Annotated in this window: 16 protein-coding genes; 4 read left to right on the top strand and 12 right to left on the bottom strand. The window is 69.9% G+C overall.

From position 1 onward, the window contains the following. The first annotated feature begins 50 nt into the window (after nucleotides 1–50). From SBI67_RS10800 to SBI67_RS10790, 3 genes are read left to right on the top strand one after another with little or no spacing between them, the layout of a single operon-like run. Nucleotides 51–1,721, top strand: a complete 1,671-nt coding sequence (locus SBI67_RS10800) for an alpha-keto acid decarboxylase family protein (protein ID WP_318980568.1) — start codon at nucleotides 51–53, stop codon at nucleotides 1,719–1,721. A gap of 46 nt (nucleotides 1,722–1,767) precedes the next feature. Beyond that, entirely contained in the window at nucleotides 1,768–2,967 is a 1,200-nt protein-coding gene (locus tag SBI67_RS10795; protein ID WP_318980567.1) for a serine hydrolase domain-containing protein, read from the top strand. Continuing rightward, nucleotides 2,964–4,154, top strand: coding sequence for an FAD-dependent monooxygenase (locus SBI67_RS10790; protein WP_318980566.1), 1,191 nt, complete (start codon nucleotides 2,964–2,966; stop codon nucleotides 4,152–4,154). Before SBI67_RS10795 ends, SBI67_RS10790 begins: the two co-directional genes overlap by 4 nt. A gap of 9 nt (nucleotides 4,155–4,163) precedes the next feature. On the opposite strand, the gene SBI67_RS10785 is transcribed toward SBI67_RS10790, so the two are convergent. The 5 genes from SBI67_RS10785 to SBI67_RS10765 form a co-directional block, all read right to left on the bottom strand. Beyond that, entirely contained in the window at nucleotides 4,164–5,702 is a 1,539-nt protein-coding gene (locus SBI67_RS10785; protein ID WP_318980565.1) for an HNH endonuclease signature motif containing protein, read from the bottom strand. 171 nt (nucleotides 5,703–5,873) lie between these two features. After that, on the bottom strand, nucleotides 5,874–6,401 hold the full coding sequence (locus tag SBI67_RS10780) for a hypothetical protein (protein WP_024452857.1): 528 nt from the start codon (nucleotides 6,399–6,401) through the stop codon (nucleotides 5,874–5,876). Continuing rightward, nucleotides 6,401–6,877: a transcription antitermination factor NusB gene (gene nusB, locus SBI67_RS10775; protein WP_024452858.1), complete on the bottom strand. Its 477-nt coding sequence runs from the start codon at nucleotides 6,875–6,877 to the stop codon at nucleotides 6,401–6,403. Before nusB ends, SBI67_RS10780 begins: the two co-directional genes overlap by 1 nt. 42 nt (nucleotides 6,878–6,919) lie before the next feature. Further along, entirely contained in the window at nucleotides 6,920–7,483 is a 564-nt protein-coding gene (gene efp, locus SBI67_RS10770) for an elongation factor P (protein ID WP_266046330.1), read from the bottom strand. Nucleotides 7,484–7,502: 19 nt separating this feature from the next. Beyond that, nucleotides 7,503–8,597: an aminopeptidase P family protein gene (locus SBI67_RS10765; RefSeq protein WP_318980564.1), complete on the bottom strand. Its 1,095-nt coding sequence runs from the start codon at nucleotides 8,595–8,597 to the stop codon at nucleotides 7,503–7,505. A gap of 33 nt (nucleotides 8,598–8,630) precedes the next feature. On the opposite strand from SBI67_RS10765, the gene SBI67_RS10760 reads away from it, so the two are divergent. After that, nucleotides 8,631–9,134 (top strand): B-4DMT family transporter, encoded by a 504-nt coding sequence (locus SBI67_RS10760; RefSeq protein ID WP_318980563.1) that lies wholly within the window; start codon nucleotides 8,631–8,633, stop codon nucleotides 9,132–9,134. Between the two features lie 16 nt (nucleotides 9,135–9,150). Here SBI67_RS10760 and aroB read toward each other — a convergent pair whose 3' ends face one another. The 7 genes from aroB to ruvX form a co-directional block, all read right to left on the bottom strand. After that, nucleotides 9,151–10,230 carry a 3-dehydroquinate synthase gene (gene aroB / locus SBI67_RS10755; protein WP_318980562.1) on the bottom strand — a complete coding sequence of 360 codons (1,080 nt, stop codon included), beginning with the start codon at nucleotides 10,228–10,230 and terminating at the stop codon, nucleotides 9,151–9,153. Further along, nucleotides 10,223–10,858 (bottom strand): shikimate kinase, encoded by a 636-nt coding sequence (locus tag SBI67_RS10750; protein ID WP_318980561.1) that lies wholly within the window; start codon nucleotides 10,856–10,858, stop codon nucleotides 10,223–10,225. The genes aroB and SBI67_RS10750 overlap by 8 nt, the downstream gene beginning before the upstream one ends. Before the next feature lie 3 nt (nucleotides 10,859–10,861). Next, nucleotides 10,862–12,067: a chorismate synthase gene (gene aroC / locus SBI67_RS10745; protein WP_318980560.1), complete on the bottom strand. Its 1,206-nt coding sequence runs from the start codon at nucleotides 12,065–12,067 to the stop codon at nucleotides 10,862–10,864. Between the two features lie 88 nt (nucleotides 12,068–12,155). Next, nucleotides 12,156–12,587 (bottom strand): prepilin peptidase, encoded by a 432-nt coding sequence (locus SBI67_RS10740; protein WP_318980559.1) that lies wholly within the window; start codon nucleotides 12,585–12,587, stop codon nucleotides 12,156–12,158. A gap of 9 nt (nucleotides 12,588–12,596) precedes the next feature. Continuing rightward, nucleotides 12,597–13,400 (bottom strand): shikimate dehydrogenase, encoded by an 804-nt coding sequence (locus SBI67_RS10735; RefSeq protein WP_318980558.1) that lies wholly within the window; start codon nucleotides 13,398–13,400, stop codon nucleotides 12,597–12,599. Further along, the gene (gene mltG / locus SBI67_RS10730; protein WP_318980557.1) at nucleotides 13,390–14,655 is read right to left on the bottom strand and encodes an endolytic transglycosylase MltG; all 1,266 of its coding nucleotides are present in this window, start codon (nucleotides 14,653–14,655) and stop codon (nucleotides 13,390–13,392) included. The genes SBI67_RS10735 and mltG overlap by 11 nt, the downstream gene beginning before the upstream one ends. Beyond that, complete coding sequence (ruvX, locus tag SBI67_RS10725; protein WP_318980556.1) at nucleotides 14,648–15,139, bottom strand: Holliday junction resolvase RuvX; 492 nt, start codon at nucleotides 15,137–15,139, stop codon at nucleotides 14,648–14,650. Before ruvX ends, mltG begins: the two co-directional genes overlap by 8 nt. Nucleotides 15,140–15,143: the final 4 nt, after the last annotated feature.

The raw sequence follows: 15,143 nt of genomic DNA, 5'->3' as shown, positions 1-15,143 counted from the left end.
CGCGGCTGTGGTCACCCGAGAAAGTATGCACCCGTGCGTAGGCTCGGCTGATGACCGATACCGACTACACCGTGGGCGATTATCTGCTGGACCGGCTGGCCGAGCTGGGTGCGACCGAGGTGTTCGGGGTGCCAGGGGATTTCAATCTGGAGTTCCTGGACCACGTGCTCGCGCACGACACGGTCCGCTGGGTGGGCGGGGCGAACGAGCTCAACGCCGGCTACTCCGCCGACGGCTACGGCCGCCTACGGGGAATCGCCGCGCTGGTCACGACTTTCGGCGTCGGTGAGCTGTCGGCGGCGAACGCCGTCGCCGGCAGTTTCGCCGAGCACGTGCCGGTGGTGCACATCGTGGGCGCACCATCCAAGGACGCCCAGGCCGCCCGCCGAGTGGTCCACCACTCCCTCGGCGACGGCGATTTCGAGCATTTCTTCCGGATGGCCCGGGAAATCACCTGCGCCCAGGCCAGTCTGATCCCGGCGACCGCGACCAGGGAGATCGACCGGGTGCTCTCGGAGGTGCGCGAACAGAAACGGCCCGGATATCTGCTGCTGGCCACCGACGTGGCCCGCTTCCCGGTCGATCCGCCGTCGGCACCGTTACCGGCCTACGGCGCAGGCACCAGCCCGCGGGCCCTTGACCTGTTCACCGCCGCGGCCCGGCGGCTCATCGGCGAGCATCAGGTCACGGTGCTGGCCGACCTGCTGGTGCACCGGCTCGGTGCGGTGGACAAACTGGCCGACCTGCTGGCCGCCGACACCGTGCCCTACGCGACGCTGATGTGGGGTAAGAGCCTGCTGGACGAGAGCTCGCCCAACTACCTGGGCATCTACGCCGGGGCGGCCAGCGCCGAGCCGGTGCGCCGCGCCGTCGAGGAGGCGCCGGTGCTGGTGACCGCCGGCGTGCAATTCACCGATATGGTCAGCGGTTTCTTCTCCCAGCAGATCGACCCGGCCCGCACCATCGACGTGGGGCCGGTACAGGCCACGGTCGCCGGACAGGTCTTTGCCCCGATCGATATCGACGCTGCGCTCGAGGCGCTGACGGGAATCCTCGCCGACCGGGGTGTCAGCTCCCCCGCCGTGGCCGATCCCGCCCCACCGGTACGCGACGCCGACCCGGCACCGGACACCGCCCTGACCCAGAAGATGTTGTGGGACAGGGTTTCTGACGCGTTGACCCCAGGCAATGTCGTGCTGGCCGACCAGGGCACGTCGTTCTACGGAATGGCCGCGCACCGCCTGCCCGCCGGGGTGACGTTCATCGGGCAACCACTGTGGGGCTCGATCGGCTACACCCTGCCCGCCGCCCTCGGCGCGGCGCTGGCACATCGGGACCGACGGATCGTGCTCCTCATCGGCGACGGCGCAGCCCAACTGACGGTGCAGGAGATCGGGGTGATGGCGCGCGAGGGCATCGCGCCGGTGATCATCGTCGTCAACAACGACGGCTACACGGTGGAGCGGGCCATCCACGGCCCCACGGCCTACTACAACGACATCGTCCCGTGGCGCTGGCAGGAGCTTCCGGCGGCCCTCGGTGTACCCGACGCGTTGACCGCACACGCCCGCACGGTCGGCGAACTGGACGCCGCCCTGGCCGCGGCGGCCGAGAACCGACACCGGATGGCCGTCATCGAGGTGGTCGTGGACCGGGCCGACGTACCGCCGCTGTTGGCCGAACTCGCCCGCGCGGCCGCGGCCGCCAACGCGGCCGGTTGACCCGGTCGGGACCGCTTCCACCCGCAACGTCAGTATCGTGACGCGGGTGAGTCTCGACGCGAACCGCGCCTCCATCACCGAAGCCATCGATTCCGGGTTGCTGGCCGGGGCGGTCACCCTGGTCTGGCACGCCGGCGAGGTGGTCCAGGTCAACGAGCTGGGCCACCGGGACGTGGCGGCCGGCCTGCCGATGCAGCGCGACACGGTGTTCCGGATCGCGTCGATGAGCAAGCCGGTGACCGTCGCGGCCGCGATGACCCTGGTGGACGACGGCACGTTCGCGCTGCGCGACGAGATCGCGCCGTGGATTCCCGAACTCGCCGGGGTGCGGGTGCTGGCCCAGCCCGGTGGACCGGTGGATGTGACGGTGCCCTTGCGCCGGCCCATCACTTTCGAGGACCTGATGACCCACCGGTCGGGTCTCGCCTACCCGTTCTCGGTGACCGGCCCGCTGGCGCGTGCCTATTCGCGGTTGTCGCACCGGCAGAACGAGGATCGCTGGCTGGCCGAACTGGCCCAGCTTCCGCTGGCCCACCAGCCCGGTGAGAGGGTCACCTACAGTCACGGGACCGACGTGCTGGGCATCGCCATCGCCCGGATGGCCGGAAAGCCGTTGCACCAGTTGCTCTCGGAGCGGATCTTCGAGCCGTTGGGCATGCGCGACACCGGTTTTGCGCTGACGTTGGTGCAGCGTCGACGCATGGCCACCATGTACGCCCTGACAGAAGGGGGCCTCCGCGACGACGTGATGGGCCCACCGGCACTCACCCCGCCCGAGTTCTGCGCCGGCGGGGCCGGGCTGATGTCCACGGCCGACGACTATCTGCAGTTCGCCCGGATGCTGTTGGGTGGCGGTGCCGTCGGCGGTGTTCGGGTGCTGTCGGAGGAGTCGGTGCGGCTGATGCGCACCGACCGGCTGACCGCCGAGCAGAAGCAACAGAACTTCCTCGGCGGCCCGTTCTGGATCGGCCGCGGGTTCGGGCTGAGCATGTCGGTGGTGACCGATCCGGACCAGTCCCGGCAGTTCTTCGGCCCGGGCGGCCTGGGCACCTTCGGCTGGCCGGGGGCGTTCGGCACCTGGTGGCAGGCCGATCCGGCCAATGACGTGATCCTGCTGTACCTGATCCAGAACTACCCCGATCTGAGCGCCGACGCCGAAGCTGTGCGCGGCAATACGTCGATCGCGAAACTGCAATCGGCCCAACCGAAGTTCGTCCGCCGGACCTACCAGGAACTGGGGTTGTGACGACGGTGCTGATCAGCGGGGCCGGCATCGCCGGCCCCGCGTTGGCACACTGGCTGTCCCCCGCCGGGTACCGAGTCGTGGTGGTGGAGACGGCACCCGGCATCCGGTCCGGCGGGCAGACCGTCGACCTGCGGGGCGCGGGCCACGACGTGACCGCCAAGATGGGCCTGCTGGACGCGGTGACGGCCAAGGCGCTGGACCAGCGCGGGGCGGCCTGGGTGCGTGCCGACGGTTCGCGCCGGGCCGAGATGCCGGTGACGGCATTCCACGGCAACGGACTGGTCTCCAAGCTGGAGATCCTGCGCGGCGACCTTGTCGAGGTGCTGTATCGGGCCACCGAGGCGAATACCGAATACCGGTTCGGCACCACGATCTCGGCGATCGACGGTGCGACCGTCACGCTCAGCGACGGCAGCACCGTGACCGCCGACCTGATCGTCGGCGCCGATGGACCGCATTCGGCCGTGCGGCGCCTGGTGTTCGGACCCGAGGACCAGTTCACCACCCTGCTGGGCGGGTACAACGCGTGGTTCAGCGCGCCGGACACCGCCGGACTGGACGGCTGGTTCCTGCTGTATCAGGAGCCCGGCTTGAACGCCTCGATGCGGCCGTCGCACGACCCGGCGGTGGCCAAGGCCGGCTTGGCGTTCCGGTCCGATCCCGTCGACTACGACCGGCGGGACACCGGCGCCCAGATCGATTTTCTGAGAAGGCATTTCGCCGATGCGCGATGGCACTGCCCGCAGCTTCTGGCCGCCGCGGCCGCGGCTGACGATTTCCATTTCGACGCGTTCTTGCAGGTGCACATGGACTCGTTCACCCGTGGGAACGTCGCGCTGGTCGGTGACGCCGGGTACTGCGCGTCACCGCTGTCCGGGATGGGGACCAGCCTGGCCCTGGTCGGGGCGTATGTGCTGGCCGGCGAGCTGGGACCCGCGGAATCCTTTGCCGCCGAAGCACTTCCGGATGCCCTGACCCGGTATGAGACGGTGCTGCGTCCGTATGTCGAGCGCTGCCAGACCTTGGCCAACGGGATCGACGGCTATCTGCCGAAGACCAACGGCGATATCGCCGTGACCGCGCAGGTGATGAAGTGGATGCAGCGCTGGCCGTTTCGCCCGATCGCCGAGCGCAAGTGGTTCACCACCGCGGACGCCATCGCGCTACCGCACTACCCTCGCCGGTGACCGACTCCGTCAGAACGGCGGTGGTTGGGCGTTCTCGTGCTCGTTACGGCGGCGTGCGGCCTTGATCCGCGCGGTGTGAGCCTGCGCGCGGGTGCGCCGGCGCCGCGGCATGGCCAGTCCACGGTCGCCGGTGGTGACGACCGGCGCCGGTGGTGGTGGCGGCGCAGTGTCAAGAGGTCTGTCGGGAAACAGGATTCGGCTCAACGGAACGGTCTGATAGCTGTGGCCGGTGGGGCTGATCCAGGTATGTGTGCCGTCCGGATGTTGGCAATCGTCCCAGCCGCCGAAGGTCTTGAGCAGGTGGTGGGTGCGGCATTTGGCCGAGAGGTTGCCGGGGTGGGTGGCGCCGGCTGGCCAGGGCACACAGTGGTCGAGGTCGCAGCGGTGGGCCGGATGGTTACAGCCCGGGAAGCTGCACACCAGGTCTCGGGTGCGGACCCAGGTGGTGAGTCTCGCCGACGGCCGGTAGCCGGGTTCGGCGAGGAGATCGGCTACACCGCTGACGGTTGTGACGCGAGCGCCGGCGGCGACCAGGTCGCTCACCAACGGCGCGGGCACCACGCCACCACCGAGCAGCACAGCCGGGGAGCCGGTGGCCGCGGCCACGCCGTACGAAGGGGTTCGCCGTTCGGGATCCGAGGGGACCGCTGCAGGCGGATCGGGATTCTCGCCGTCCGACCCCAGGTCGGGCGCCGGGTCGGGTCGAGGCTCCGGTTCGGCCGGGCCGCGATCCGTGCTCGCATCCGGCGGTGCGTCGGTGAGCACGTGCACGATGACCGATGCCGCGCGCGGATCCTTACCCGCTGCGGCACAGTTCGCGTCCCCGCACAGACAGGGCAACCGGTCGGCGTGCGGGTCGGCGGCCAGCACGCCCAGCGCATCAGCCAGGCGCTGGGCCTTCGTACGCGGATCGGCCTCGCACACGGTGGCAGCAATCGCGGCGAGCCGGGCCTTCAGGATGGCGGCGTCGGTGGCCAGCAGCCGCCCGAACACTCCTGTGGTGCCGGTGGGGTCTTCGGCGCCGCCGAACTCCAGATAGCGCGACTGGGCGGCACTGCGGGCGCCCGACACCGCGGTGGGATCGAACTTCTCGATCCACACGTCGACGCTGTCCTCGAGGTTCTTCTGCGACAACGCTCCCAGAGTGGGCGCGATGCCGGCCAGGGCGGCGTCGATGAGAGCCAGCGCGTCGTCGTGGATCACCAGGCGGGTGCGCCAGGTGATCGCCGCGGCGATTCTCGCCGAGATCTCGCCGGCAGCCAGCAACGCCCCGACTTTCGGTAACCGGTCCCGCAAGGCGATCGCGATGCGCATCTGCCCGGCCGCGGCCTGCTTGGTCAATCCGCACGCCGCGCAGACGTCGGCGGTGGCGTACTCCCACCCGTCGATCACGGCATGGGCGATACCGTCATCCTCGTCATCGCAGTGGCGGGCGACGATGGCGGCGATCAGGGCCAGCCGTTCGGCGGCGGCCACCGCCTCCTCGCGGGTCTTGTCCCGCAACGCATCGATCAGCTCCGCATCACCGAGGGAAGCCGGATCGAACATACGTTCACCCTAGCCCGCAGCACCGACAACAAGGCCCGGTATTTCTGCGCCCCACGGGAATTGGCACGTTGTCGCTGAAAAGTCGCTCAGAGCCGGGCAACTGGCATGTACCCCCAACTGCGGTCAGGCGCGCACCACGTCCAGGGCGCGACGCGCATAGGCCCGCACATCTCACATCGAGCGCGACAGCACCCGGCCGAACTGCAGCAGCCGTTCCATCTGCGCCAGCCCGCCGTTGCCGACGGACTTGGTGTAGCGGAACGACTCGCAGTACAGGTCGCTGTCGGTGGCCGAGGTCTTCCTGGACCGGGTCACTAGCTGGGTGTACATCCGCAGCCGGACCTCCGACAGCCGCCGTGTGCCGTCGTCGAGCACCTCGAACTGGGTGGACAGGATGTGATCGGTGATCGTCGACAGCAGGATGGTCCGCACCGAGGACGCCAGCTGACGGCGGTCGTCGGCGTACTCGTCGTCGGCACGCCACATGATCAGCCGGCGCCCGTCGGTGGCGACGACCTCCTGCCACAGCGCCGAACCCCAGGACTCCTCGGTCTCGCCGCGCGACATGATGAACGACGCGATACCGGGAAATTCGACGACCGACCTCAGCTGTTCCAACGCCAGCTCAGGGTCACGCAGGTACACCCCGGCGGCGTCCTTGACGTTCATGTACGGCGCCCAGTCCTGAGGTGCGTTCATCAGGTCCCTTCCGAACCTCGCAGCGCCGCGGCAGCGGCCCGGATCTGCGGCGTCACCAGCATCACCTGACCAAGCACACCGTTGACGAACCCCGGCGACTCATCGGTGGACAACTCCTTGGCCAGCTCGACGGCCTCGTCGACGGCGACGGGTTCGGGCACGTCGTCGGCGTGCAGCAACTCCCACACCGCCACCCGCAGGATCGCCCGGTCCACGGCGGGCAACCGGTCCAGCGTCCAGCCCTGCAGATGTGCAGAGATCAGCTCGTCGATATGCGCGGCATGTTCGGTGACGCCGCGCGCCACCGTCACCGTGTACGGGTTCAGCGCGGTGATATCGGCCTGGGTGTGGGACAGCTTGTTACGACCGTCGGCCACCTCGGCGGCCGTGATACTGCGCGCCTCGGCCTCGAACAGCAGGTCGACGGCGCGCTTGCGGGCCTGATGCCTGCCGCGGTCCCCGCGACGGTCACTCACCCCGTCGCTCCGCTGCGCTCCGCTCGCCCAGATCACTCATAGCTAGGCGTTCACCCGTCCCAGGTAGCTGCCGTCGCGCGAATCGACCTTCAACTTGTCGCCGGTATTGATGAACAGCGGCACCTGAAGTTCGGCGCCGGTCTCCACGGTGGCGGGCTTGGTACCGGCGCTGGAACGGTCCCCCTGCAGACCGGGCTCGGTGTGGGTGACGACCAGTTCGACGGTGACCGGCAGTTCCAGGTACAGCGGCACGCCCTCGTGGAAGGCGATCTGCACCACCATGCCCTCGAGCAGGAAGCCGGCCAACCGGCCGACCAGCGCCTCGGGCAGCGGGTGCTGCTCGTAGTCCTCGGAATCCATGAAGACGAAGTCGGCACCGTCGCGGTAGAGGTAGGTGGCGTCGCGCCGGTCGACGGTCGCCGTCTCCACCTTCACACCGGCGTTGAAGGTCTTGTCCACGACCTTGCCGGTCAGTACGTTCTTGAGCTTGGTGCGCACGAACGCCGGGCCCTTACCTGGCTTGACGTGCTGGAATTCGGTGATCTGCCACAACTGGCCCTCGATGTTGAGGACGAGTCCGTTCTTGAAGTCGGCGGTTGATGCCACGGTCTGTACAGCTCCTAGATCAGTTGATGACGACAAGTTCCTTGGGGAACCGGGTGAGCAACTCGGGTGTGGGTGCGTCCGCGCTGCCCACGACCAGGGTGTCCTCGATTCGGACACCGCCCCGGCCGGGCAGGTAGACACCGGGCTCCACGGTCACCGCAGCGCCAGCAAGCAGTGTACCGACGGACGACGCGCTGATTCCCGGCGCTTCGTGGATCTGCAATCCGACCCCGTGTCCCAGCCCGTGGCCGAAGTTCTCCGCGTAGCCGGCATCGGCGATGACCTGCCGTGATGCCGCGTCGACGTCCTTGAGTCCGGCACCGGGGGCCAGCGCGTCCCGCCCGGCCTGCTGCGCGGTGGCCACCAGGTCGTAGATGTCCCGCTGCCAGGTCGCCAGCGGCGCCAGCACGAAGGTGCGGGTCATATCCGAGTGGTAGCCCGCCACCAACGCGCCGAAGTCGATCTTCACGAAATCGCCCGGCGCCAGGACCGCGTCGGTCGGGCGGTGATGCGGGATTGCCGAATTGGCGCCGGCGGCGACGATGGTCTCGAAGGACGCTCCGTCGGCGTCGTGGTCGAGCATCAACGACTCCAGCTCGCGGCCGACCTCCTTCTCGGTACGTCCGGCCCGTAGCCCACCCCCCTCGACCAGGTCGCGCAGGGCCGCGTCGGCGGCCTCGCAGGCCAACCGCAGCAGGGCGATCTCGCCGGCATCCTTGACTTCGCGTAATCCCTCGACCATGCCCGGCGCCCGGACCAGCTCGACCCCGTCGGCCGCCCGCTGCAACCGGGTGTGGCCGTCGACGGTCACGACATGACTCTCGAATCCGAGCCGGCGGATGCCCGCGCCGGCGGCTCGGGCGGCCAGGTGCGGTCCGCAGGCGCGCTCGATGACGAGTTCTGCGTCGGGCGCCTGGGCGGCGGCCTGGGTGACATAGCGGCCGTCGGTGGCCAGCACCGGCGTGTCGTCGTTCGCCAGGATCAGCAGCGCGGCGTTCGATCCGGTGAAACCGGACAGGTAGCGCACGTTGACCAGGTCCGTTACCAGCATCGCATCCAGGTCGGCTGCGGCCAGCGCCGCTCTCAGCTTTACTCGGCGGGCAGATATCGTCACGACCGCTGACGGTACTCGCTACGCTGTGCCCTCATGAGCAAGTGGTTGCTGCGCGGACTCGTGTTTGCGGCGGTGGTGGTGGTCCTGCGGTTGATCCAGGGAGCGCTGGTCGACGCCTTCCCGACGCAGGCCGGCTGGATCAGCCCGGCGCTGGGCCTGTTCCTGGCCGTGCCCGTGCTCGTGTGGGGCTATCTGGACGGCCGGTCGGATGCCACCGCCCAGTCCGATCCGGACCGGCGCACCGATCTCGCGATGGTGTGGCTGCTGGCCGGTCTGGTCGCCGGGTTGCTCGGCGACCTGGTCACCTGGTTCATCGGGCTCGTCTACCCGGCGGTGTACACCGGCAACCTGATCAGTGAGCTCACCTCGTTCGCAGCGTTCACCGCGCTGCTGGTCTTCGTCGCCGGTGTCGTGGCGGTGACCATCGGCCGCTGGACGGTCGATCGCAAGGCGCCGCCGTACGAGCGCCGCCGCGAGGGCGACGAACGCGCGGACACCGATGTCTTCGCCGCCGTGCAGCCCGAGCGCGCCGAATAGGTCTGCCGAGTAGCGGTTACGGGTTTCCCACCACCGAATAGGCGGCGGCCAGCAGGGTGGGGTCGGGACCTTCCAACCGGCCGGGCTTGGCCAGCCCGTCGAGCACGACGAACCGCAGGATGCCCGATCGGTTCTTCTTGTCCCCGGCCATGTACTCCAGCAGTTGTGGCAGCGCATCGGGGTCATAGCTCACCGGCAGCCCCAGCGCCGTCAACACCCGGCGGTGCCGGTCGGCGGTGTCGTCATCGAGGCGACCGGCCAGGCGCCCCAGTTCGGCGGCAAAGATCAGCCCCACCGAGACCGCGGCGCCATGCCGCCACTTGTACCGCTCGCGGCGTTCGATGGCATGCGCCAACGTGTGCCCGTAGTTGAGGATCTCGCGCAGCGCCGACTCCTTCTCGTCGGCGGCCACCACCTCGGCCTTGACCGTGATCGCGCGCCGGATCAGCTCGGGCAGCACCGTCCCGGCCGGGTCGATGGCGGCCTCCGGATCGGCCTCGATGAGGTCGAGGATGACGGGGTCGGCGATGAAGCCGGCCTTCACGATCTCGGCCATGCCGGCCACGATCTCGTTGCGCGGCAACGTCTGCAGGGTGGCCAGGTCCACCAGCACAGCCAGCGGTTGATGGAAGGCGCCGACCAGGTTCTTGCCCGCGTCGGTGTTGATGCCGGTCTTGCCGCCGACGGCCGCATCCACCATGCCGAGCAGGGTGGTGGGCACGTGCACGATGTCCACGCCGCGTAACCAGGTGGCCGCGGCGAATCCGGCGACGTCGGTCGCCGCGCCGCCGCCCAGGCTCACCAGGGCATCCTTACGTCCCACCCCGATCCGGCCGAGCACCTCCCAGATGAAGCCGACGACGGGCAGCTCCTTACCGGCCTCGGCATCCGGGATCTCCACGCGATGCGCGTCGGTTCCCTTGTCCTGCAAGTGCGCCCGGATCGCCTCGGCGGTCTGGGTGAGGGTGGGTTGGTGCAGCACCGCGACCTTGTGCCGGCCCTCCAGAACGCGGCCGAGGTCCTCCAGCAACCCGGTGCCGATGATCACCGGGTACGGCCGGTCCACGAGAACCTCAACGGTTACCGGTTCACTCATTGCGCGCCTCTGCTCGTCGGGCCAGCGCCGCCGGGGTGGGCGGCGCGTCGGTGGTGGGTGCCGGGTTCAAGATGGTGGGCCGCCGCCACGGCGGGCGGCGCCGGCGCCGCGATCGGTGCCCCTGCCCGCAGCCGTCCAGCCGGGTGACGATATGCCGCACGACGGCGCCCGGGTTACGCCGGTTGGTGTTGACCCGCATGGTGGCCACCTCGCGGTACAGCGGTACCCGCTGGGCCATCAGGGTGCGGTACCGCTCCGCCGGGTCGTCACCGGCCAGCAGCGGGCGCGCACTGCCGGTGGTACGCCGAACCCCTTCTGCGGCACTGATTTCCAGATAGATGACGGTGTGCCCGGCCAGCGCCTCGCGCACCGCAGGCGTGGTGATGGCGCCGCCGCCGAGCGATACCACACCCTCGTGCTCGGCCAGGGCGGCGCGCACCACATCGGCCTCGATGCGGCGGAACTCCTCTTCGCCTTCGGTGAAGATCTCGGCGATGCTGCGTCCGGTGGTCTCCACGATCTTGGCGTCGGTGTCCAGCAACGGCACACCCAGCGCCTTGGCCAGGCGCCGCCCGATCGTGGATTTACCGGAACCCGGCATCCCCACCAGCACAGCCTTGGGCGCCATGGGTTATCCCGAGGCCTGCTGGACCGGTTCACGCTCCCGCACCGCGGCCAGGTAGCTCTCGACGTTGGCCTTGGTCTCGGCCAACGAGTCGCCGCCGAACTTCTCCAGCGCGGCCCGCGCCAGCACCAGCGCGACCATGGTCTCCACGACCACGCCGGCGGCGGGCACGGCGCACACATCGGAGCGCTGGTGGATGGCCACCGCTTCGTCCCCGGTGGCCATGTCGACGGTCGCGAGCGCCCGCGGCACCGTGGAGATGGGTTTCATCGCCGCCCGCACCCGCAGCGCCTGACCGTTGGTCATCCCGCCTTCCAGGCCGCCCGCGCGGTTGGTCGAACGCAGCACGCCGTCGGGTCCGGGGTACATCTCGTCGTGGGCGACGCTGCCGCGCCGGCGCGCGGTCTCGAAGCCGTCACCGATCTCGACACCCTTGATCGCCTGGATACCCATCACCGCAGCGGCCAGTTGGCTGTCGAGCCGGTTGTCGCCGCTGGTGAACGAACCCAGTCCGATCGGCAGGCCGGTGACCACCACCTCGACCACGCCGCCGAGGGTGTCGCCGTCCTTCTTGGCCGCCTCGATCTCGGCGATCATGGCCTGCTCGGCCTGTTCGTCGAAGGCACGGACCGGGCTGGCGTCGATGCGGTCCAGGTCCTGCGGCAGCGGGGGGACACCGTCGTACGGCTTGGAGGCGCCGATGGAGACGACGTGTGAGATGACCTCGACGCCGAGGGCCTGCCGCAGGAAGGCGCGGGCCACCGTGCCCGCGGCGACGCGCGCGGCGGTCTCGCGGGCGCTGGCGCGCTCCAGCACCGGGCGGGCGTCGTCGAAGCCGTACTTGAGCATCCCTGCGTAGTCGGCATGGCCGGGCCGTGGCCGGGTCAGGGGCGCGTTGCGGGCGGCATCATTGTCGAGCTGTTCGGCCGGCACCGGGTCGGCGGCCATCACCGTCTCCCACTTGGGCCACTCCGTGTTGCCGATCTCGATGGCGATGGGTCCGCCGAGGGTGACGCCGTGGCGCACCCCGGCCAGCACGGTGACCTGGTCCTTCTCGAATTTCATCCGGGCGCCGCGGCCGTAGCCGAGGCGGCGCCGCTGCAGCTGGGCGGCGATATCGTCGGAGGTGACGGACAGCCCCGCAACCATGCCTTCGACCATCGCCACCAGGGCGCGGCCATGAGATTCACCAGCGGTAGTCCAACGCAACACGGGTGTCATTCTCCCATGCGGGCATCCGGGCGACCCAATCCGTCGACCGGTGTACTCCACTGCAGCAGCACGGTCGGCTCATTCGGGCCTACACGAGCACCAGCGTCACGGCCGCGGCCGTGGCCGCACACATCGACGGACCGTGCGGCACCGCACCGCGATGGCCCGCGGCCAACGCGGTCAGTGCCACGAGTCCGGTGAGCATCGGGGCTCCCGCAGCGGCCAGCGTCCACACGTCGGCACCGAAGGCCCCGGCCAGACCACCCAGCCCGATCGCCAGTTTCACGTCACCGGCCCCCAGGCCGGCCGGCGCGATCAGGTGCACCAGCAGATACACCGCCATCAGCGCGGCAGCGCCCGCCAATGCGGGCCAGCCCCGCCCGGCCACCACCGCCGCACCCAACACCACGGCGGCCCCGGACAGCGTCAGCACATTGGGCAGCCGACGGTAGCGAATATCGAAGGCGCTCAACGCGATCAGCCATGCCGCCGTCAGGCATCCGGACACCAGCAGCGCCACTCCTCGAGGCTAAAGCCCGCCGAGTGCCTGCCTCATCACCTCTTTGGGCGCGGGCCGCCCGGTGAACTGCTCCACCTGGGCGAAGGCCTGGTTCAGCAGCATGTGCAGACCGCTGAGCACCAGGCCACCGGCCACGGTCACGGCGGCCGCCAGCGGCGTGGGCCACGGGTCGTAGATGGCGTCCAGCAGCACGGGCACCCCGGCGACGGTCGACGCGTACTCGGCGGCGACACCGGCGGGCAGGGTGCTGACCACCACATCCGCGTCGACCCGGGTGCCGAGCGGCATCCAGCGCACGGTCACCCCGAGCGGTTCGGCCAGGGCCACCAACGGCGCCGCCTTCTCCGGATTGCGGGCGACGACGGCGATCTCGCCGACACCGAGGGTCGCCAGGCCGACCACCGCCGCCGGGGCGGTGCCGCCCGAACCGAGTACGGCGGCCCGCCGCGGGTCGTCGACATGCGCAGCGAGGGCCCCGACCACCCCGTCGATATCGGTGTTGTCCGCGCGCCAGCCGGTGTCGGTGCGCACCAGGGTGTTCGCCGAGCCGACCAGCGCGGCGCGGTCGGTCCGTTCGGTGGCCACCGCCAGCGCGGCGAACTTGCCCGGCATGGTCACCGACAACCCCACCCACTGCGGGCCGAGCCCACCGACCAGGCCGGGCAGTTGTTCGGCCGTGCACTCGATGCGCTCGTAGGTCCAGTCGGTCAGGCCGAGCGCGCGGTAGGCCGCCAGGTGCAGGTCGGGCGAGCGCGAGTGGCTGATCGGCGAGCCGAGCACGGCGGCCTTCCGGCCGGGCCGCCTATCTGGCACTATCCAGAACCCCGTTGTGCTTGGCCAGCTCGATATTCGCCAGGTGCTGCTCGTAATCGCGGGTGAACAGCGTGGTGCCCTGCAGGTCGATGGTCACGAAGTACAGCCAGTCCCCCGGCGCCGGGTTCTCGGCTGCCGCCAGCGCCGGCTGACCCGGTGAGCAGATGGGGGTGGCCGGAAGGCCTTCGGAGGCATAGGTGTTCCACGGCGTCACCCGGGCCCGGTCGGCGTCGGTGGTCGCCACCTCTTGGCGGTCCAACGAGTAGTTGACCGTCGAGTCGAACTCCAGTTTGCGATGCTCGGCGAGCCGGTTGTAGATCACCCTGGCGACCTTGGCGAAGTCCTGAGGTTTGGCCTCGCGCTGCACCAACGAGGCCACCACCAGGATCTGGTAGGGCGTCAGGTGCGTGGTGGCGGCCGCGTCCAGCAGGCCGTTGGCCTCGTACTGCGCCGCGCTGGCCCTGATCAGGCTGCCCAGGATGTCCTGCGCCGACCCCGACGGGTTGACGTTCCAGCTGCCCGGGGCGATCAACCCCTCCAGTCGGCGGTGATCCGCCCCCATCGCCGTCACCGGCGCGGTGGCCCAGGCCGGGACCGCCAGCGCGGTCAGGTCCGCCGAGCCGGCGGCCTTCTTGAGGTCCTCGGCGGGCACGCAGCGGTGCTCCCCGTTGATGTCCACGCAGGAGGCCTTCGAGATGAGCGTGAAGACGCCGTCGGTCACCGCGTTGGTTTTCACGTCGGCGACGTCGTCGAGTTGGCGGCCCTCGGGGATGACCAGCTGCCCCACCCGGTTCTTCGGGTCGGCCAGCCGGGTCACCGCGCCGGATGCGGGGATCTCGGTGCGCAACTTGTAGAAACCGGGCTGGATCGCCGCGATGGCGTCGTTGCCCGTGGCCGCCTCGACGAACGCCTTCGCCGAGGACACCACGTTCTCTTGCTGCAGTGTCTGGCCGATCGCGGTGGTGGAATCCCCGCTGTGCACCTCGATGACCACGTCGGCGGTGCCGTCACCGGCGAAGTCGTTGCCACCGAACATCCCGTGCCACAACCTGGAGCCGAGGAACACGACGCCCAGCACCACCGCGACCAGAACGGCCACCGCCAGCGCGCTGAACAACCGCCTGCGGCGCTGCATCCGGCGGGCCCGGGCCCGCGCGGCCCGGCTCATCCGGCGCCGCGGCGGTCCGACCGCGACCGGCTCATTCCGCTCGGTGCTCCATTTCTCGCTCCGCTCGGAACTCCAGCGCTCAGTCATCGTCAACCCCTAGCGCGGACCGGCGCTGGTCCAACCAGGTCTGCAGAATCCCTACTGCCGCAACCTGATCGACCATAGTCCGCTGGTTCTTGGCTCGGACACCTGCATCCCGCAGCGCACGTTGCGCGCTCACGGTGGTCAGCCGCTCATCGACAAGGCGCACCGGTATCGGCGCGATCTTGGCGGCCAGGGTATCGGCCAGCTCGACGGCGTCGTGCGCCGAGGTGCCGGCCCGGTCGGCGAGGGTACGCGGCAACCCGACCACGACCTCGACGACCTCGTGTTCGGCGACAAGCCTCACCAGCCTCCGCAGATGACGGCCGTCGCGCTCGCGACGGACCGTCTCCACCGGTGTGGCCAGAATCCCGTCCGGGTCGCAGCCGGCCACCCCGATCCGTACCGTGCCGACGTCGATACCGAGCCTGCGGCCCCGGCCGGGATCGTCGGACCCCGGCCTGTCCGGCAGACGCTCGGTCTCGCCCACGCCC

This window comes from Mycolicibacterium chengduense (genome assembly GCF_033741155.1).
GTDB lineage: Bacteria > Actinomycetota > Actinomycetes > Mycobacteriales > Mycobacteriaceae > Mycobacterium.
This window is presented reverse-complemented; position numbering and strand designations above follow the sequence as displayed.